General features: G+C 68.6%; 14 protein-coding genes. 7 read left to right on the forward strand and 7 right to left on the reverse strand.

What is annotated here, in order from left to right; translation table 11 throughout:
• Positions 1-3 precede the first annotated feature (3 nt).
• The 4 genes from ABZS29_RS28925 to ABZS29_RS28940 all read left to right on the forward strand — a co-directional run bounded on the left by ABZS29_RS28925 (position 4) and on the right by ABZS29_RS28940 (position 4465).
• Positions 4-1275 (forward strand): hypothetical protein, encoded by a 1272-nt coding sequence (locus ABZS29_RS28925; RefSeq protein ID WP_355466462.1) that lies wholly within the window; start codon positions 4-6, stop codon positions 1273-1275.
• Positions 1272-1919 carry a helix-turn-helix transcriptional regulator gene (locus tag ABZS29_RS28930; protein WP_355466464.1) on the forward strand — a complete coding sequence of 216 codons (648 nt, stop codon included), beginning with the start codon at positions 1272-1274 and terminating at the stop codon, positions 1917-1919. The genes ABZS29_RS28925 and ABZS29_RS28930 overlap by 4 nt, the downstream gene beginning before the upstream one ends.
• On the forward strand, positions 1919-3559 hold the full coding sequence (locus ABZS29_RS28935) for an AAA family ATPase (RefSeq protein ID WP_355466466.1): 1641 nt from the start codon (positions 1919-1921) through the stop codon (positions 3557-3559). The genes ABZS29_RS28930 and ABZS29_RS28935 overlap by 1 nt, the downstream gene beginning before the upstream one ends.
• Before the next feature lie 96 nt (positions 3560-3655).
• A complete protein-coding gene (locus ABZS29_RS28940) occupies positions 3656-4465 on the forward strand; it encodes an SAM-dependent methyltransferase (protein WP_355466468.1) in 810 nt (269 codons plus the stop codon).
• A gap of 29 nt (positions 4466-4494) precedes the next feature.
• On the opposite strand, the gene ABZS29_RS28945 is transcribed toward ABZS29_RS28940, so the two are convergent.
• From ABZS29_RS28945 to ABZS29_RS28960, 4 genes are read right to left on the reverse strand one after another with little or no spacing between them, the layout of a single operon-like run.
• Positions 4495-6702: a fibronectin type III domain-containing protein gene (locus ABZS29_RS28945; RefSeq protein WP_355466470.1), complete on the reverse strand. Its 2208-nt coding sequence runs from the start codon at positions 6700-6702 to the stop codon at positions 4495-4497.
• A gap of 55 nt (positions 6703-6757) precedes the next feature.
• Positions 6758-8077: a protein kinase gene (locus ABZS29_RS28950; RefSeq protein WP_355466472.1), complete on the reverse strand. Its 1320-nt coding sequence runs from the start codon at positions 8075-8077 to the stop codon at positions 6758-6760.
• A gap of 30 nt (positions 8078-8107) precedes the next feature.
• On the reverse strand, positions 8108-8704 hold the full coding sequence (locus ABZS29_RS28955; RefSeq protein ID WP_355466474.1) for a hypothetical protein: 597 nt from the start codon (positions 8702-8704) through the stop codon (positions 8108-8110).
• On the reverse strand, positions 8704-9318 hold the full coding sequence (locus ABZS29_RS28960; protein ID WP_355466475.1) for a hypothetical protein: 615 nt from the start codon (positions 9316-9318) through the stop codon (positions 8704-8706). The genes ABZS29_RS28955 and ABZS29_RS28960 overlap by 1 nt, the downstream gene beginning before the upstream one ends.
• 199 nt (positions 9319-9517) lie before the next feature.
• On the opposite strand from ABZS29_RS28960, the gene eccD reads away from it, so the two are divergent.
• Complete coding sequence (gene eccD / locus ABZS29_RS28965; RefSeq protein ID WP_355466477.1) at positions 9518-10900, forward strand: type VII secretion integral membrane protein EccD; 1383 nt, start codon at positions 9518-9520, stop codon at positions 10898-10900.
• Position 10901: 1 nt separating this feature from the next.
• Positions 10902-12326 (forward strand): type VII secretion protein EccB, encoded by a 1425-nt coding sequence (gene eccB / locus ABZS29_RS28970; protein ID WP_355466479.1) that lies wholly within the window; start codon positions 10902-10904, stop codon positions 12324-12326.
• A gap of 66 nt (positions 12327-12392) precedes the next feature.
• On the opposite strand, the gene ABZS29_RS28975 is transcribed toward eccB, so the two are convergent.
• From ABZS29_RS28975 to eccCa, 3 genes are read right to left on the reverse strand one after another with little or no spacing between them, the layout of a single operon-like run.
• The gene (locus ABZS29_RS28975; RefSeq protein ID WP_355466481.1) at positions 12393-13874 is read right to left on the reverse strand and encodes a hypothetical protein; all 1482 of its coding nucleotides are present in this window, start codon (positions 13872-13874) and stop codon (positions 12393-12395) included.
• On the reverse strand, positions 13874-14287 hold the full coding sequence (locus ABZS29_RS28980; RefSeq protein ID WP_355466483.1) for a hypothetical protein: 414 nt from the start codon (positions 14285-14287) through the stop codon (positions 13874-13876). The genes ABZS29_RS28975 and ABZS29_RS28980 overlap by 1 nt, the downstream gene beginning before the upstream one ends.
• A gap of 60 nt (positions 14288-14347) precedes the next feature.
• Positions 14348-18307 (reverse strand): type VII secretion protein EccCa, encoded by a 3960-nt coding sequence (gene eccCa / locus ABZS29_RS28985; RefSeq protein ID WP_355466485.1) that lies wholly within the window; start codon positions 18305-18307, stop codon positions 14348-14350.
• A 154-nt stretch (positions 18308-18461) separates the two neighbouring features.
• Between eccCa and ABZS29_RS28990 the strand changes: the two genes are divergently transcribed.
• Positions 18462-18767, forward strand: coding sequence for a hypothetical protein (locus ABZS29_RS28990; RefSeq protein WP_355466487.1), 306 nt, complete (start codon positions 18462-18464; stop codon positions 18765-18767).
• Positions 18768-18780: the final 13 nt, after the last annotated feature.

Below are 18780 nucleotides of genomic sequence, written 5' to 3' on the forward strand. Positions count from 1 at the left end.
GTCATGAACGGTCACTCAGCGCACCTACCGGCCCTGTCACCGGTGATCGAGCGGCAAGCGGAGGCCACGCCTGCTGCTGCTCGGACTCCGCAGGCGACGGCTGTCGGCGCTCCGCTGGCTCGGCCTTCGGTGAAGGCGCCGCCGGCCGCGGCGCCCGCGGTTGCCCCGGCATCGGGGCCGGTGGCGCGCTCGGCGGTCGTCGTACCGGGGGCGCCGGAGATTGTCGTTGATGCGGTCGAGCGGCCGGACCGGGCGATCCGGGTCGGGCAGATCGTGTGCTGGCAGCTTGCGCTGGTTCTGGTCGCCGCCGCGACCACGGGATCGCGGACCGTGCTGGTTTTGACGTCGGTGGCCGCGGTGTCGCTGGTGCTGCTCACGGCGCTTCGGGTTCGCGGGCTGTGGCTGTACCGGTGGATCGGTGTGCTGCTGCTGTTCGCACTGCGGCGGCGCCGGATCGACCTCGGCGACAGCGTGGCGATCAACCTGGTCAGCGCGTTTCTCGGCCGGACGTCGACCGATGTCGTGACCGTGCGAGAGCAGCCGTACGGCGTACTCAGCCGACCGGCCGGTATCAGTGTCGCGCTGCGGCTCGGACCGGATGCGCCGTACCGGTTGTTGCCGCAGTTGGCTTCGCTTGCCGAGGCGGCCGACGAGCAGCCGGTCGGTGTCGGACTGCAACTGATCCTGCACGCCGGTCTGAAGCAGAACCAGAAGCCGCGGACCTGGATCGCCGTCGCCGCCGAGCGGACGCCGGACATCGCCACCGACGAGCAGTTGCGGCAGGTGATCGCCAACACCGTGCGCCGGCTGGTCCGCCGGTTCGACCGGGAGCAGGTCGAGTACCTAGCCCTGGACGAGGCCGATGTGCTTGCGTCGATCGGTGCTCTCGCGCACGCCAATGCCAGCCGTGGTCAGCTTCAGGAACGCTGGTCTGCCTGGGCTTGCGGACCGGTCCAGCAACTAACCATCCGGTTGGTCGGCTCGGCATCGTTGCCTGTGGCAACACTCGAAGCGTTGGTCGGCACGCTGCTCGGCACCGGAACCGGCGCCGCGCAGACCATCGGGATCACCGTGACCGCGGCCGCCGAAAACACCACCCCGACCCGTCACGACGTCGTCCTCCGCTTGGCCGCGGCGCATCCCGCCACGCTCGACTCCGCGACGTCCGTCCTCACCAGCCTGGCCCGATCCTTCGGCATCGAGCCCGAACTACTCAACGGCCGGCACGCCACCGGCGCCGCCGCAACGCTACCTCTGGGGGTCCCCTTCTCATGACTGTCACGCTGATCAACCGGCCGACCGGTTTCCACCAGGTTCCCGCCCACGGTGCGATCGCCGAACTGCTGGCGGGCGCCAAGGACGAGGTCATTGCCCTGAGCAACCTCACGCCGGCCGGGCCGGCGTTCGGGCCCCGGGACGTCAAGCACGGCGTCCGGTACCGCGCGATCTACCCCGACACCGCCCGGACGACGCCGAACCTGTGCCGGCACCTCGGGGCGATGTCGATGGCCGGTACGGCGGTTCGCACGATGCCGCTGGTCCCGATGAACGCGCTGGTGATCGACGGTCAGGTCGCCGTACTGCCGGCGGATGCAGCCAACGGGAGCGTCGCCGTACTGCGGCTGTCCAGCGTGGTGATCACGGTGGCCGAACTGTTCGAGCGGGTCTGGCCGGACGCCGTACCGCTGGCTGCCGACGATCTTCCGGACGACACCGACCTGTCGCTGCGTGAGCGCGAAATGCTGCGCCTGCTGGCGCTTGGCGCCACCGACGAGGCGGCCGCGGCGCAGCTCGGTATCTCGGTGCGGACCGTACGGCGGATGGTCGCGCAGATCATGAATCGGCTCGGAGCGCGCAGCCGCTTCCAGGCCGGCATGAAGGCGGCCGACCGCGGCTGGCTGCTGGAACGGGCGAGTTGATGTCCCGCATCCTGACCGTCGCGGCCGATCGTCCGGGCGCCTACCCGACGATCGGCGCAGCCCTGCTCGACGCACCGGACGGCGCAACGGTTGTGATCGCGGCCGGCACGTACGCCGAGACGCTCGAACTGACCGGTCGTTCGATCGCGCTGGGCGCCGAGGGCAGCGCGGAGGTGGTGATCGACGGGTCGGGCGCGGACTGGCCGACGATCCGGGCGGTCGACGGGTCGCTTTCGCTGACTGGCCTCGTTGTTCGCGCGGCCGACAATGTGGCGGTGTCGACGGAGCGAACGGCGCTCAGTCTGACGAAGTGCACGATCACCGGTCGATCGCGGCCGGCCGTCAGCGTGCACGCGGGTTCCGGGCTGCGAATCGACCAGTGCACGGTGACCGGCGCGGCGACCGGGATCATCGTCGAGGGGGTCGGCGGCGAGATCACCGAGACCGCCGTACGGGAGGTGTCCGGGGACGGCATCGTCTTTGCGCTGGGCGCGGATCCGACGATCACCGGCGGTGTGGTCAGCGGGTGCGGCGGTCGCGGGGTCTACGTCTATCAGTACAGCCGGCCTTCGTTGATCGACCTTGAGATCGCGAACACCGGCGCGGAGGGAATCGGCGTCGCCCACGGCAGCAACCCGGTGATCCGGCGCATCAACGTGCACGACACCCGCGGACCGGCGGTCACCGTGGGACCCGGATGCGGCGGGACGATCGAGGGCTTGCGCCCGTCGAACACGGCGGAACCCGCGCTGCAGATCGCGGCCGGTGCGACGGTCGAGGTGATCGAGGCGAGTCCGCTGACCGCGACCTCGAGCGGTCCCATAGACGAGCTGTTGGAGGACCTCGACACGATGGTCGGGTTGCCCGGGGTGAAGGCGGAGGTTCGCGCGCTGGTCGACGAGATCCAGGTCAACGAATGGCGCCGTACGGCGGGGTTGTCGGTAGGCGCGGTCAGCCACCACCTGATCTTCGCCGGGGCGCCGGGAACCGGGAAGACGACCGTGGCGCGGCTGTACGGAAAGCTGCTGAAGGCGCTCGGCGTGCTGCCGGATGGCGGGTTCACCGAGGTATCCCGGCGGGACCTGGTCGGGCAGTACATCGGGCACACCGCAGAGAAGACCTCGCAGGTGTTCGAGAAATCGCTGGGCGGCGTGCTGTTCATCGACGAGGCGTACACGCTGTCCCGCTCGGCCGGGAACGGCGGCGACTTCGGTCAGGAGGCGATCGACGTACTGGTGAAGTTGATGGAGGACCGCCGCGACGAGATCGCGATCATCGTCGCCGGGTACACCGTCGAGATGACCGACTTCCTGGCCGCGAACCCCGGTCTGGCATCCCGGTTCTCGAAGACGATCGAGTTCGAGAACTACAGCGCCGAGGAGCTGCTGCTGATCACCGACCGAATGGTCGCCGGCGGCGACTACCTGCTCGACCCGGCCGCCGGCGCGCCGCTGACGTCGTACTTCGACCGGATCGCCGACGGACCCAACTTCGGCAACGCCCGCGAAGCCCGCCGCCTGGTCGAAGGCATGCGCAAAGCCCAGTCCCAGCGCCTCCGCCTCCTCGGCCGAATGCCCACCACCGACGAACTCCGCGCCCTCCTGCCCGACGACGTCCTGGCAGCCGCCGGCATCGCGTAAAACGGACACCGCTCCGCGGCGACAGACGCGGCGTACTGGCGGCTGCTGGGATCGCATAGAGTAGTTCCCTCGCTACCGGAGGGGAAGGACCGCGCGATGGCCGACGCAGACGAGCAGGCGAGGTTTCCTGGGTTCGACGTCACGAAGCCGAGTATCGCCCGGACCTACGACTACCTCCTGGGCGGTAAGGACAACTTCGCCGTCGACCGGGCCTTCGGGGACAAGTTCATCCACGATCTGCCCGGGTCGAACCAGATCGCGCTCGACAACCGCGGCGCGCTGATCCGGGCGATCGGCGAGCTCGTGACGACGGCCGGGATCCGTCAGTTCGTCGACCTCGGTAGTGGCCTGCCGACCGCGGACAACGTGCACCAGGTCGCCCAGCGGTTCGCGCCCGAGGCCAAGGTCGTCTACGTCGACAACGACCCGATCGTGCTCGCCCACGGCCGCGCCATCCTCGCCGAGAACGACAACACCGCCGTCATCCAGGCCGACCTCCGCGAGCCCAAAACCATCGTCGAGAACCCTGAGACACAACGTTTGATCGACTTCACCGAGCCGGTCGCCGTCATCTTCAGCGCCACCCTGCACCACGTCAACGACGACGAGGACCCGGCCGGCCTGGTCCGCTTCTGGCACGACCGGATCGTTGCCGGCAGCCACGTCTTCATCAGCCACTTCCGCAGCGAGAACGACCCCCGCAGCGAAGAGCTCCAGCACCTCCTCCAAGGCTCGCTGGGCCGCGGCCGCTGGCGCACCGACGACGAGATCCGCGCCCTCTTCGGCGAGGGCTTCACCCTGCAGCCCCCCGGCCTGGTCCCCGCCGCCCTCTGGCGCCACCCCGACCCCGAAGACCTCACCGACTACCAACGCCTGATCGCCGCAGCCCTGGCCATCAAAAACTAGGACACCGCTCCACGGCGACAACCCCGGCCCTACCCGGACTTCCAGGTGAACGTGTTGGACTTGTAGGGCCCGCCCGGTCCGGTCACCAGGACATACACCTGGTGACCGACCATGTTGCACGGGAACCGGTCGTCGACCAGCAGATGCCCCTCGCTGTTGGTCGTCAGCCTCGCGCCGGTGTTGAACTTCTTGCCGTCGACGTAGGGCACGATGTCGTACGCGGTGTTCGGCCGCAGGTTCTCGATCCGGACCTGGATGAACGCGCACTTCGGCGGCTTGCAGGTGTCTCCGTATTCGGTGCCGGCGCCGCGCGAGGCGACCACGCGGGGGGTGGGCTGTTCGTGGTCCACCGACGTGGCGGACAGACTCGTCCACTTGCCGCTCAAGAGGTCGCCATTGGGTGCCTTGGTGATCGCCCGGACGTAGAACAGGTACTTCGTCCCGTCCTTCAAGCCCTTGATCGTCGCCTTGGTGGTCGTGGTCGACACCCGCGGGGTGGCGGACGCGGACCCGATGCTGACGGTGTACTTCACGAACGTCCCGTCACCCATCGTCGGCCGGTCCCAGGCGAGCGTGAGCTGTCCCGAGATGCCGTCGTCATCGACCACGATCTCCCGCGGCGACTCGGCCTCGGCGTACTGCTTCTTGATCTGACCGGTCCGTACGGCGGGTCCGACGCCGACGCGGTTCCGCGCGCGGATCGTCACGTAGTACCCGCTCTTGCCCGCGAGCTGAGTGATCAGCGTCGACCGCGTGCTCCCGCTGACCGTCTTCGAACCGCCCGTCCAGGACAGCTCGTACGCCGTCACCGGGGCGCCGTTCGCCGAGGCCGCTCGCCACGACACAGTCGGCCCGTCGGTCCCGTACTTTGCGCCCACCCCGGTCGGCACCCCCGGGACGCCGGCCTGGACCGCGGGCCTCTCCGGCGGCGGCTTGGGCTTCTCCTTCTTCGGCGGCTCCGACTTCTCCGGTACCTCGGGCTCCGGCGGATCCTTCTTCTCCGGTGGGTCCTGAGTGTGCACCGGCGGGACCGGCTTCTCCGGTTGCTCGGGCTTGTGCGACGGCGGCGGCGACTTCGGCGTCGATGGCGGGGTCGATGGCGGGGTCGAGGGCTTGTGAGGCGTCCCGTCGTCCTCGCTGCCGATCTCCACGGCCTCGCTGCGGCCCTGATCGTCGACGACCACCACCCGGTCGCCCTTACCGCTCTGGACGTAGACCTGCGAGTCGTCACCGCGGAACAGGTTCGGCGAGTGCTTGACCGAATCCTTCTCGTCCGTGCGCTCGATCTTCTGGTAGTCCACCGTGCCGTCGCGGTCGACGGTGACCAGATCGGACTGTTGCCGGTCGAGCAGCGCGAGCCCGTGCCCGGACGAGGCGACCTTGTCGTAGTTGCCCTTCCGCAGCTGCTTGGTGATCGGTGGTTCCGCCTTCTGCCCAGGCTTGGCCGGCAGCCCGATCAGCTGCACCTCGCTCCGCTCGCGATCCACTACCGCGAGCCGCCCGTCGACGTCGTTCGCCGCGACCAGCGCCGACTCCGGTACGTCGTTGCTCAGATCTACATGCTGACCGAATCCGTCCGACGTCAGGTCGTACACCCGGTCGGCGGTGAGGTCGACGAACACCGCCTTGCTGCCGATCGCGGTCAGCGCACCCTTGTGCCCCTTCTGAATCGTGGCCGGGCACGTCATCCGGTCCGCGGTCAGCGGCAGCAGACACAGGTCGTTCTGATCCACTCGATGCACCCACAGCGTGCCGTCCGGCGTCACCGCCGGATCCCCGAGCCGACTGCCCGGGTACGCCGTCGCCGGGTGCTTGCCGAGGCGAATCACCCGGCCGTCCTGCTGGTAGATCGCGAAGGCGGCACCGCCGGCCTCCAGCCCGATCGCCGGTTCCTTCGGCGCCTCGAGCGGGTCCGCCACGGTCAGATCGGACTTGCCGAACTTGTCGATCCGCGACTGCGACAGCACATACGCGTCGGTGTCGGTCTGCACGACCTGAGCTCCCGGCGTACCGGTCGTCAACGGGACCTGGGCGTCGATCTTCCGGGTCGCGCTGTCCAGGTGGAAGACCCGCCCGATCGCGCTGTTGTAGACCCAGTGACCGGACTGGGTGAACTTGAACCCGGAGTTCGGATCACCGGCGCCGGTCAGCACGACCACGCTCGTCAGGGCCACGCAGCCGGCCACGACAGCAGCCAGCCCGGCGCGTCCCTTCCGGCCTTCCGACGTGCGCTTCATCGAGGGTCGCCTCACCTTCACAGAATAAGCGGGAGTGGTTCCAGACAGCAGTCCACTAGCTCTTACACGTGGCACCCCGGATGCTGCGCGGCGTGCTGTAGAAGACCTCGCGGCCATCGGTGCCCTGAACCTCGAAGCAGTACTTCAGTCCCTGACTCACCTGCACGGTCAGGGTGGTCCCACTCCCGCGGTACGTCGATCGCGGCGTCTTCGCGCCTTGTTCCGCAACGAACACGGCGTACGTCAGTGGCTTGCCGAACGACCACTTCAGCACCACTGTCGTCCCCTTGTCCTGCGGTTGCTCGAGTTTGATCAGCGGCGCCTCGGTCGCCGGCGGCGCTTGTGAGGCAGGCGGTGCCGCCGGTACAGATGGTTGCCCCGTCGCCGTATTTTCGTTGCCCGGTCGCAGCAAGATCGGCACCGCGACAGCCAGCGCCACGGCCGCCACGATCCCGACCAGCACCTCTTTCCTCGGTGCCTTCCGTCGCGGCTTCGCCTTCGCCGACGCGATCGCCACCGGCACACTGCTCCGCCCGGCCGCCAGCTCGTCCTGGAAGTCGTCGAAATCCAGCTCGTCCGCGGCATCCGCCGTACCGCGCAACAACGTCTCGAACTCCCGCACCACCGCCGCCGCATCCGGCCGCGTCCCCGCGTCCTTGGCGAGCATCCGCCGTACCAACGCAGTCAACGCCGGCGGCACATCCCGCCCCGACACCTCCGGCGCCGGCTCCCGCAACACCCGCAGTACGACGTCGTCCGGCGTCTCCCCGGTCCGCGCCGGAAACGGCGCCTGCCCGGTCAACGCCAGGTACAACACCGCGCCGAGTCCATAAACGTCGGCCTCTTCCGACAACTCGCCGTCCCGCAACACCTCCGGCGCCGTGTACGCCGCCGCCCCCGTCAGATCCCGCGGAAACCGCAACCGCAACGCCATCCCGAAATCCGCCAACGCCGGCTGCCCGTTCGCCCGCTCCAGCACATTCCCCGGCGTCACCCCACCATGCACCAGCCCACTCTCATGCGCCTCCGCCAGCACAGACCCCAAGATCTGCCCCAGCACCACCACATCCCCGATCGGCAACCCACGCCCACCCGCCAGCTCCACCAGCGACTGCGGACAAAACTCCATCCGCACCCCGGTCCGCCCGTCCGGCAGCTCCTCAACGCCCTCAGCCAGCAGTACCGAAGAAGCCACCCGCAACCCAGCCAGCTTCGCCTGCTCAACCTCCACCGCATTGAACGTCCGCCGATCCAGCCCCCGCGGATAGACCTTCAGCACCCCCAGCGCCCGCTCACCCACCGGCGGCACCAGGTACACCGAGGCCACCGGCCCCTCGGCCCGCAGCACCAGCGACTCAGCAGAGATCTCAGCCATCACCGTCATCTTCGCACCGATCCAGGTCCGCTACTGCTCGTCGGCAACGTCGACGTACGCGCACCCGTGGGCCAACAGAAACCGCAGGTCGCCGAGCACGCCGGCGAGTGTCTCGGCCGGCTCGACCGGCCGGTCCAGCTCGGCGAGCACGGAGGCGCGGACCTGGCAGCTGTGCCACAGCGTCGGGGCCAGCGAGCCCCACTGCCACAGCTCGTAGGTCTCCGGGTCCACCACAGCCGCCGGGCCGAGCCCGGGCAGACCGATGGCGAACCGGTCCGGATGGTTCGGGCTGTTGCCGAGCCCGACGAACTGCACATCCATCCGATGCTTCTTCGCGAACTCCTCTGGCGCCCGGGCGACGTCGATGAACAGACCGAGCTCCTGCAGGCCGGCCAGGTGACTGCGAACCGCCGGGATCCCGGCGGCCTCGGCCGCGCCGATCAGATCGCTCGCCGTCCACGGACCTTTCCCGGTCTCGGCAGATCCGTGACCGAGGAGCCAGGTCCCGAACATATCGTCGGACAGCCTGTGCAGCTTCCAGCCGATCCGGACCGAATGCGTCGGCCGCCCGTCGTCTCCCGGCCGCTGCCCGGCGTAGTGGCCGACCGGGAGCGGGGTCGCGGTCATCACGTCGTCCGCCGATCGAGGTAAGCGGCCCGCAGCGACAGCAGGCCGTGCACGGATCGGAGCATGCCGCTCAGAATTTGGCGTGGATCGGTTTCCTCCGCATTCATCACGCCGGCTGTCCGAGCGACCTCCGCGGCGTCATGACAGCCGGCCCACAGATGCGGCGTGAGATGTGTCCACGTCCACACGTCGTACACGGGCGCCGACACCTGGACGACGGGCTGCCCCAGCAGACCGATCGAACAGAACCCCGGCTGCTCGGCGTCCGGCCCGAGCCCGGCCAGCAACGGAATCAGCTGGTGCCGCTCGGCGAACTCGACCGCGGCGCCCCCATCCGGATCGATCGACACCAGCAACCGATCCTCGAGCAGCCGCTCGACGATCGCGTTCACCGCCGGCGCCTCGAGCCCGAACCGGTCCGCGCTCCGGAGCACCGACGCCCGGGTCGGCCGGTCTCGATCATCGATGCCATGGGCAAGCATCCAGACCGCGAACTCCGCCTCGGCCAGCTCGGCCACGTCGATCCCCGCCCGCACCTGCTGACGACGCGGGGCGCCGTCACCGCCGTACAGGGCGCCGAGATCATGGCCGATCGGCAGCAGCAATGCGTCCACCGGATTCCTCCTAGCTTCCGTCTCCGACTGCAGATTAGGCACGGCCGGCCCGCCACCGCGGCGAGCGGCAGGAACAGGACGCGACGGCTCACCGGCATGACCGTTAGCTGCCAGTACGCCGTCGCCCGCACTCGCGCGCGGCACGGTGGATCGGCATCACTCCGTGGCCGCGCGACGGCACCCAGCAAGGAAGATTCCCATGAACATCACCGGATTGCTCAGGGTCACGGTCGCCGCCCCCCAGCGGCGCCTCGACCTCGCCCTCCCCGAACAGGCCTCGGTCGCCGAGGTCCTCCCCGGCCTCCTCACCAAAGCCGGCGAACACCTCGCCGACCAGGCCGCCCCCGACGGCGGCTGGGTCCTCCGCCGCGCCGACGGCGCCGAACTCACCCTCGGCCGCACCCTCGGCTCCCACCGCATCCGCGACGGCGAGATCCTCCACCTCGTCCCCCGCGAACTCGACTGGCCCGAACTCGAGTACGACGACCTGGTCGACGCCGTCGCCTCCGGCGCAGGCAAACTCGGCGCCATCTGGACGGCCCGGCACACGCGGTTGGCCGGGCTGACCGGTGCCGCGCTCGCGCTGCTCGTCGGACTGACCACGATCCTGCGCCACGCTTCGCCGTGGGCCGAGACTGCGACCTGGTTGCTGCTGAGCGCACTGCTACTGATCGGCGCCGGCGTCTGCCTGGCGCGGGTCGTCGGTGATGCCGGCGCCGGTGCCCTGGTATCCGGACTCGGCCTGCTCTTCGCGGGGCTTGGAGGCCTGCTGTTGCTGGCTGGTTCAGACAAGTGGCCCGCGATCGGGGCGCCTCAGGTGCTCGCCGGCGGGACCGCCCTGATGCTGGCCGGAACCGCTTGCTATCTGGGGGTAGTGGACAAGGCCACCTTGTTCGCCGGCGCCACGACCACCGGTCTGTTCGCCCTGCTGGCCGGCTGGCTCGGTACGGCGGAGTCGCTGGACGGCCCCGATGTCGCGGCGATCGTCGGTTCGGCGGTCTTCGCGTTCTCGCCGTTCTACAGTCAGCTCTGCCTGCGCCTCGGCCGGTTGCCGATGCCGATCCTGCCGCGGACGACGGCCGATCTGGTCCGTGACGATCCACAACCCGCCCGACGCGAGGTGTACGGCGCGGTCCTGCGAGCGGACGGACTCCTCACCGGCATGCTGATCGGGATGGCCCTGACCGTGGCGACCAGCCTGGTCCTCCTGACCTTCGATCACAGCGCCCCGGCGACCATCCTGATCGGTCTGCTCTCGGGCGGATGTTTGCTGAGGGCAAGGATCTATCCGGTGCTGAAACACCGGCTGCTGTTCCTGATCGCCGGGCTGGTCGGGCTCGCGTGTCTGACGCTCGGGCCGCTCAGCCGGAGCACCGCCGATCCGATCACCGTGGTCGTACCGCTCGTCGTCCTCTTCGCGGCCGCCGCAATCTTCTTCGGACTGCGCTACAGCAGCAAGCTCCCGAGCCCCTACTTCAGCCGGTACGCCGAACCTCTCGAAGTACTCGTCACGCTGGCGCTGCTCCCGCTCGCTTGTTCGGTCCTCGGCCTGTACGCCGTCGTCCGCGGCTGGGGAGGCTGACATGGCGACCAGGAAGGATCAACTCCAGTCGCACCAGTTCTCCGTCCAGCGGATGGTGTCGGCACTGGTCACCCGGGAGACCGATCCGGAGACGCCGCCCTTCAAGCGAGTGGGCTATGCGGCCATTTGGAGTGTCGGCATCATGGTGCTGGCACTCGTCTGCGTTTGGGTCTACGGGTTGGTCGTGCCCGGCGGCAGCAAGGTCTGGAGCAAGGGCGACGGCGTGATCGTCGAGAAGGAGACCGGCACCCGCTACGTCTACCTTGATCAGCACCTGCACCCGGTCACTAACTACGTCTCCGCACTGCTTGCCATTGGCAAGAAAGGCGAGACCCGGCGGGTGTCACAGAAGTCCTTGGCGGGCGTCCCACGCGGACCGCGGATCGGCATCCAGGACGCCCCTGACGCGTTGCCAGCAGCGAAGAAGCTGCTCACCGGCGGCTGGACCCTCTGCTCGCAACCCGCCCTCGACCTGACCGGCACCCGCAGTAGCGAATCCGTGCTGATGATCGGGCAGCAGCCGAGCGGCGGCCAGAATCTCGGGGATTCCGTGATGCTGGTCGAGGTCATCGGCAGTGGCGACCGCTACCTGATCCGCAACGGCTATCGCCACCGCATCGTCAAGGCCGACGCCGTGTCCGTCGGTCTCGCCCTCAACTCCAAGCCGTGGGCGACCGTGGGTTCGGCCTTCGTCGATGCGCTGCCGGACGGCGAGCCGCTCGCTCCGATGAAGTTCAGCGATGTCGGAAAGCCGTCGATCGCTGTACCGGGCCGAAAGGGAACTCTGGTTGGACAGCTCTTCGTCGTCCGGACCTCCGGTGGCGGCGTCCAGCACTACTTGGCTGCCGAGAAGCGGCTGCTCGCGATCTCCGAACTGCAGTTCGACATCCAGACCGAGTACCCGGGGACAGCGGCGGCGTACCGGGGCAAGCGGCCCGTGCCGATCGCGCTCAATCTCGCGCAGGCCGGTAGTGCGGACGACCAAAGCCCTGCCGTCGAAGAAGGTATGGCTCCGCGCAGCCGGCCGGACTTCATCGCGCCTCGCGACGGGCTCGGTACTGTCTGCGCCACCTTCGCTCCCGGCACCAAACCACCCACCGTCGTCATCGACTCCGTGCTGCCTCCTCGCGACCGGATGACCGTCACGCCGAAGATCGGTCGTCGCGGCACCGGGCTCGCGGACCGCATCCTGATCACACCCGGGACCGCCGCCGTGGTCGTCTCGCGCCAGTCCGATCAGGCCCCCAGCGGGACCGTGTCCGTCATCACCGACATGGCCCGTTCCTACCCCCTCGCCGACCCGGAACTCCTGTCCACACTCGGCTATGGCGGCGTCATGCCGGTACCGATCCCGGCCGCCCTCGTCGCGCGGATTCCCCAGGGCCCCGGCCTGGATCCGAAAGCCGCGATGCAACCCGCACCCTGATCACCCGCACACCGAAAGACCCGGCTCGGATCTCCGAGCCGGGTCTTTCAGCCTGTACGGCGATGGTCAGTTGCTGAGTCGTGGAGTCGCCTGCGGTGCGGTCGCCTCCGTCTCGTCCACCTGCCACAGCTCCTCGTCGAGCAGTTGCAACGTCTCGGCCGACGGACCGCTGTCCTGCCGACGACGAGTATTGGCCGGAACCGCCGGGAACGCGCCCGGTAGATCCTTACCGGCCCGGCCACGCAGACCGACCGGTACGCCGGGAGTGTCCTCGTCCCGCCGTTCCCGTCGCCGTCCGACCGGCCGGAGGGGCGACCCCTTGCCGTTCCGGCCACCGCCGCCGGCCCCAGCGCCACCCATCGGCGGCATCATCGGCGGCATGCCGCCGCCCGTAGCCCCCGCCCCAGCCCCAGACCCGCTAGTCAACCCACTAGGCGCGACTGGCGCCTGCCCACCGCTAGGAGCCGGCGCCGCCGACACCTGCTGACCAGCCCGCGGAATCTGCTGGAACCCGTTCCCGGTCTTCAGACCGCCGCCGCCCTTCACCGGGCCGCCGCCGATCCCGCCACCGATACCACCCGGCCCGCCGCCACCGATCCTGCCGATCCCGCGCGCACCGGTACCAGGCCGGACCGGCAACGGAGCGATCGGCGGAATCGCCACCGGTGGCGGCATACCCGGCAGGTGCGGTGTCTGCAGCGGCGGCAACTTCACCGGTGGTGGCATAGTCGGCGGCGGTGCCGTTGGCGGCATCCCAGCCAGCCCGGTATCACCCCCAGGCATCTCCCCTCCAGCGCCTGGTGTCTGACCAGGATCAGCCCCAGTCCCGGCACCCTGCGCCGGAGGAGCGCCGGTGTCGGTAGGCGTCCCACCAGGGACACCGCCGGGGACGCCGCCAGGAGTGACGCCGGGTGCTGTTCCCTGAGCGTTCGCAGTCGTCCCGGCGCCCGGACCGGCCCAGCGCAAGCTGCCCGACAGCTCGGTGATCGTCTGTCCAAACTGCTGCAGGGACGTTCCCAGCTGATTGAGCAGACCACCGGCGCGGACAACGTTGGGCTTGTGGAACTCGAACAAGACCTGCTCGTGCCCCGTTCCAGCGGCCCCCATGGTCGAGTTTCCCACCGGCCCGTACGTGGCCACGTGGTTCTGGACGTCCTGAGCGAAGGCGGCACGGATCGCCTCGACGCTGTCGGCAGCCCACTTGAGGTTCCGCCCGGCGTTCTCGATCTGCCGGGTGATGCCGCCGGTGCGACCGCCGCCGATAGCCTCGCCCGCGACTTCGAGCGCCGTCTGGGTCGCCCGAACGGCCGTTGCGTACTCCTGGGCGTCACCGGTACTTCTATAGACCGACATGAGGCCCTGATTGGCCTCGAGGAATCGGTCGCTGTAGGTGTTGATGCCCTCCCCGGCAGCGTTCCACATCTGGATCGAGGTGGACAACGGTTCGAGCAGATTCAGGCCGGACTGTGCTTTGTCGCTGATGTCCTGCATCGCCGAGATGAGCATCGTCAGGTCCATCGCATCGGTCGCGATCTGGGAGTAGTCCATCAGTTGCCTCCAGGTACGGGGGGATCGACGAACTGCGGGTTGAGCGGGAACTCCCGCTCGTGGTTCGCCTGGTACTCCAGGGCGTTGCGCCAGTCGTCGAAGGCCGGGCGGATGACGACCGGTCCGTCGAACTGCTTCGTCAATGCCCGGATCCGGGCCACGCTGATGTTGTTGTGGTCCGTGTAAGCCCTGGTGATCTCAGTGACCGCGGCCACGTAACCACCAGCTCCGTCGGAGACTCGCGTCATGTACTCGCCGAGGTCGTTGCGCGCCGTGCGCTCATCGGCCATGAACTTATTGGCTTCCTCCAGTTGCGTGGTGGCTGCCGGGGACGCCGAAGCCTTCCCGGCCGCGGTCAGTTTCGAGTCGAAAGCGGTCTTGGCTCGCTCGAGCTGTCCGCGCGCGGTCTCCATGGGCACGGTATCGGTTTCCAGTGTTTCGCCGGCCATTGATTCCTCCTGTCGTGGTGACTGTCAGACGGCCGGATGGTCGTCCGACGGTGGGTGGGTGAGCTGGATCAGCTGGGTACCGCCTTGGCGGCTGATGAACCAGCCGCGGCCGGGGGGCATCTGCTGGGCCCGTAGGCCGCCGAGAAGAGGTCCTTCGTCGCGGCTTCCGGACATCAGCAGGCCAGGTGAACCCACTTCCTTCATCCGAGCCAGAACCGGCTCGAACAGACCGCGCATCGCACCGCCGGTGCGGCGCGCGGCGTACAGGCGCAGGCCGATGTCCGCGGCTTGTGCGATGAACGGGTGCAGTGGCATCAACGGGTGGTTCTCCGTCGACGCCACGAGGTCGTAGTCGTCGACCAGCAGGAAGATGTCCGGGCCCTGCCACCACGAGCGATCACGCAGTTGCTCAGGCGTCACATCGGATCCAGGGAGTCGTTGCTGGAGGAGGGTCACCAGGCCCTTGATCAACTCGGTGGTGGCGGCATGGTTGGCGCCGTACCCGAGCAGGTGGTCGCCTTCCACGCGGCCGAGCAACGTCCGTCGATGGTCGATGACCATCAGGCGCGCCTCCTCCGGCGTGTAGGTCTCCTGGATCCGGGAAGCCAGCGTGCGCAGGAATCCGGTCTTGCCGGTTTCGGTGTCACCGAGCAGCAAGAACGTCGGACTGACCTTCGGGTCGAGCAGAACCGGTTGCAACGAGCGCTCGGCGACGCCGATCGCGAGACCGTGTTCCTTCGAGCTCGCGCCGTCGCAGACGTCGTACGCGACATCGTTGGGCAGCAGGCGGATCGGCGGTGCACCTTGCCCGGGCCAGGCTTGCTTGACCACGTCCACCAACTCGGCCAGGGCGACCGAGGTCCGGTCGTCGCCGCTGTGCAGCCGCGGTTCGGCGATCAGGAAGTGATGCTTGCTCGCGATGAGACCGCGGCCCGGCGCCTTGTCGGGAACCAAGGTCGCGGTTCGGCGGTCGATCATCGAGTCGATCGGATCGCCGAGCCGCAGTTCGAGCTTGGTCCCGCACAGGTCACGGACGTTGGTCCGCAGATCGAACCAGCGCGGCACACTGATCATCAGATGGACGCCGTAGGCGAGACCGCGGGTCGCGATATCGCCGAGCACCTGCTCCAGGTCCTCGAAGTCACTGCGGATCGTCTGCCAGCCGTCGAGCACCAAGAACACGTCGCCGTACGGCGAGCCCAGGTCGTCACCGGCCCTCCGCCGGGCCCGGAACTCCGCCATCGAGTCGATCCCGGCCGCGGCGAACGCCCGCTCGCGTTCGGCGATGATCCCGTGCACCTCGATGACAGTGCGCCGTACGGCGTTGACGTCCTGGCGACCGGCGATCCCGCCGACGTGGGGCAGATCGCGCAGACCGGTCAGCACGCCGCCACCGAAATCGAGGCAGTAGAACTGGACCTCTTCGGGGGTGTGGGTCAGTGCCAGACCCGCCACCACGCTGACCAGGGCAGTGCTCTTACCGCTCTGCGGACTGCCCGCGATGGCTAGATGGCCGCCGCTGCCGGCCAGGTCGATCAGGAGCGGATCGCGGCGCTGATCCAACGGCCGGTCGACCACGCCGGCGATACAGACGAGCTGACCCGGCTGGAACCGGCTCTGCTCGTCCGAGGTCGCGGAGTCGGGTAGTAGCTCGCCGAGTGCGGGCGACTCCTCCAGGGGCGGCAGCCAGATCTGGTGCGCCGGTTTGCCCTTGCCCTCGAAGCGATCGACCAGAATGTCCAGCAGGGTCTCACCGACAGCCTCGTCGAACACGCCGTCGGGATCCGTGGGTTCCGCGGTGTCGTCCTCCTCGGTGGGCGGAGCGACGTACGTGCTCGCGTAGTCGACGAGCTCGATCGAGTTGTCCGGTGCGATCTGCAGGCCACCGAGCTCCGGACGACGATGGACACCGGAGACGTACGCCGAGCGGAACCGGTCCATCTGCTCGGTACCGACTCGGAGGAACCCGTGGCCAGGAGCCCGCGGCAGGTGGAACGCGTCGTTGACCCCGAGCACTGTCCGGCTGTCGATGTCGGAGAAGGTCCGCAGGCCGATCCGGAACGACAGGTGGGTCTCCAGACCACGCAGACGCCCTTCTTCGAGTCGCTGGCTGGCCAGCAACAGGTGGACGCCGAGCGAGCGCCCGACCCGGCCGATCTGGACGAACATGTCGATGAAGTCCGGACGCGCGGTCAGCAGCTCACTGAACTCGTCACAGATGACGAGAAGCGTCGGGACCTCTTCCAGCGGTGCGCCGGCCGCGCGCGCCTTCTCGTAGTCGCGCAACGACGAAAAGTTGCCTGCGGCCCGTAATAGCTCCTGGCGCCGGAGCAGCTCGCCGTTGATGGCGTCCGTCATCCGGTCGACCAGGTGCAACTCCTCGGCCAGGTTGGTGATCGTCGCACTGGTGTGCGGAAGCTTGTCGAGTCGTGCGAAGGTCGCTCCGCCCTTGAAGTCCACGAGGGCGAAGTTCAGCGAGCGTGGCGGGTGCGTGACCGCGAGTGCCAGCACCAAGGTCCGCAGCAGCTCGGACTTGCCGGATCCGGTCGCACCGATCAGCAGACCGTGCGGACCCATCCCTTCCTGCGCGGACTCCTTCAGATCGAGTTCGATCGGGTGCCCGTCGGCGCGCAGCCCGAACCGCACCCGCAGCCGGTCGCGGCTCGGTCGTGGCAGCCAGGTGTTCTCGGGATCGAAGTCGTACGGATCGCCGAGGTCCAGCAGTTCGGCCAGTCCGAGATCGGCGCTCAGCGGTTGGTCCCCCTGAGCGCCGGCGGTGAGCCGCAGCGGGGCCAGTTGCCGGGCCAGGCCTTCCAGCGTTGCAATGTCCAGTCCGTCGGCGGTGCCGAGCTCCTCGTCGCCTTCCATCGTCTCGGCACTCAGGTGGCCGTCCGCGTCGACGTTCAGGATGATCGAGGTCGAGTCGATGACGTGCGGCGGGCGGAGCGTCAGGTCCAGGACCGTGACCCCCTCGAGGCCCGCTCCCGCGAGCAGGTGGTCGGATCCCTCGACCGTGGCACCGTCCAGCACGACCACGAGATGCGGTCCGGTCACCCGTCCGGCGACGTCCGGATCGAAGCGTGGCCGGTCGCCGAGGACGTCGTCGAGCATCGCCTCGATCGCCGTGACGGACGGGGCGATCAACCGGATCGGACCGAGCGCGTCGAGCCGCTCCGGGTGCAGTGCGTGCGGCAGCCACTTGGCCCACTCCCAGGTCTCCCGGTTGCCGGACGCCGTGCAGATCGCGATGCGCAGGTTGTCCGGAGCCTGCAGGACGGTCAGTTGGGCGAGCATCGCGCGGACCAGAGCCAGCGATCGTTCCCGGTCGCCCGGCAGATAGATCCGGCTGAACCCGGTGACGGCGATCGCGAGCGGCAATCCCGGCACGGAGGCGTACGTCGTGACGAAACGCCGCAAGGCCAACGCGGACAGGGGTTCCAGACGTTCGAGCGGCGGGGTGTCCGGTGGCACCACACTGGTGGCCGGGCCCTGCCGGCCGACGCCGATCCTGGTCACGCCGAAGTCGCCGTCGTCCTGCCGTCGTTCCCACAACCGATAGCTGCCGGCCAACGACCACAGCGACTCCGGGTCCGGATGGTGATAGGTCAGGGCGCTGCGTTGGTCGTCGATCGAGCGTCCCAGTCGTAAGCGCTGCTGGGACAGGTGCCGCAGATAGGTACGGCGAGCCTGGGCCATCTCCGCCTTGCCCGATCCCCGGCCGGTGAGCGCTGACATGACGATCATGCCGATCATCGCCGCACCGAACAGCCCGAAAATCACGTACCGCAGTCCACCGGCCATGCTGCCGGAGAACATCAGCATCATCGCGCCCATCATCGCGACCATCGGCAGCATCATCAGCATCTGCGCCCACTGCCGCCCACCGGGCTCGGGCACCTCGGGCGGTGCCTCCAGCAACAATTCGCCGGCGGGCAGTTCCGGGGCAGCGCGGCGCATCGGCCGCCGGACCATCATCGTCGCCATCGTCGAACACCTTCCTCGTGACCTCTGCGTCGATCGTGACGCGGAGAATCCGGCCGTGGCAGGCGATGGCAGGAAGGTGTCGGTCCGGTCCGGGGCTCAGCTCGGCGACCTACTTTCGGTCGAAAGCACTACCACCTTGGGAAAGGAGTGTTCGATGGATCCGCTCATCGAAGCCAACACACCGAACATGATGCATTACGTCAACCAGATCAGGATGCACAGCGAAGGGCAGAGCCAGCAGGGCCGGCTCGCGTCCAACCAGGGCACCGACCTGCTCTTCTCGCTCGGCGGTGATGTCGGGAACGTGGAGTACAACGTCAACGAGAGTTGGGTGGGCAGGCACAACCGGGCGGCTGTCATCGCAGGTGGTCACGCCGACGGTGGTCAGCAGGCCAACAACCATCTCGAAACCCTCAGCGAGAACGGGATGTCCGCCCTCGGGCGGCACCTGATCGCCTGACCCGACCGACGAA

This window comes from Kribbella sp. NPDC005582, from assembly GCF_040605415.1.
Lineage (GTDB): Bacteria > Actinomycetota > Actinomycetes > Propionibacteriales > Kribbellaceae > Kribbella.

Coding starts and splice junctions, on each gene's coding strand:
- ABZS29_RS28950 (WP_355466472.1), bottom strand. CDS start 8,077: ATGGCTGAGATCTCTGCTGAGTCGCTGGTGCTGCGGGCCGAGGGGCCG.
- ABZS29_RS28975 (WP_355466481.1), bottom strand. CDS start 13,874: ATGGACTACTCCCAGATCGCGACCGATGCGATGGACCTGACGATGCTC.
- ABZS29_RS28925 (WP_355466462.1), top strand. CDS start 4: ATGAACGGTCACTCAGCGCACCTACCGGCCCTGTCACCGGTGATCGAG.
- ABZS29_RS28955 (WP_355466474.1), bottom strand. CDS start 8,704: ATGACCGCGACCCCGCTCCCGGTCGGCCACTACGCCGGGCAGCGGCCG.
- ABZS29_RS28945 (WP_355466470.1), bottom strand. CDS start 6,702: ATGAAGCGCACGTCGGAAGGCCGGAAGGGACGCGCCGGGCTGGCTGCT.
- ABZS29_RS28990 (WP_355466487.1), top strand. CDS start 18,462: ATGGATCCGCTCATCGAAGCCAACACACCGAACATGATGCATTACGTC.
- eccD (WP_355466477.1), top strand. CDS start 9,518: ATGAACATCACCGGATTGCTCAGGGTCACGGTCGCCGCCCCCCAGCGG.
- ABZS29_RS28940 (WP_355466468.1), top strand. CDS start 3,656: ATGGCCGACGCAGACGAGCAGGCGAGGTTTCCTGGGTTCGACGTCACG.
- eccCa (WP_355466485.1), bottom strand. CDS start 18,307: ATGGCGACGATGATGGTCCGGCGGCCGATGCGCCGCGCTGCCCCGGAA.
- ABZS29_RS28980 (WP_355466483.1), bottom strand. CDS start 14,287: ATGGAGACCGCGCGCGGACAGCTCGAGCGAGCCAAGACCGCTTTCGAC.
- ABZS29_RS28935 (WP_355466466.1), top strand. CDS start 1,919: ATGTCCCGCATCCTGACCGTCGCGGCCGATCGTCCGGGCGCCTACCCG.
- ABZS29_RS28930 (WP_355466464.1), top strand. CDS start 1,272: ATGACTGTCACGCTGATCAACCGGCCGACCGGTTTCCACCAGGTTCCC.
- eccB (WP_355466479.1), top strand. CDS start 10,902: ATGGCGACCAGGAAGGATCAACTCCAGTCGCACCAGTTCTCCGTCCAG.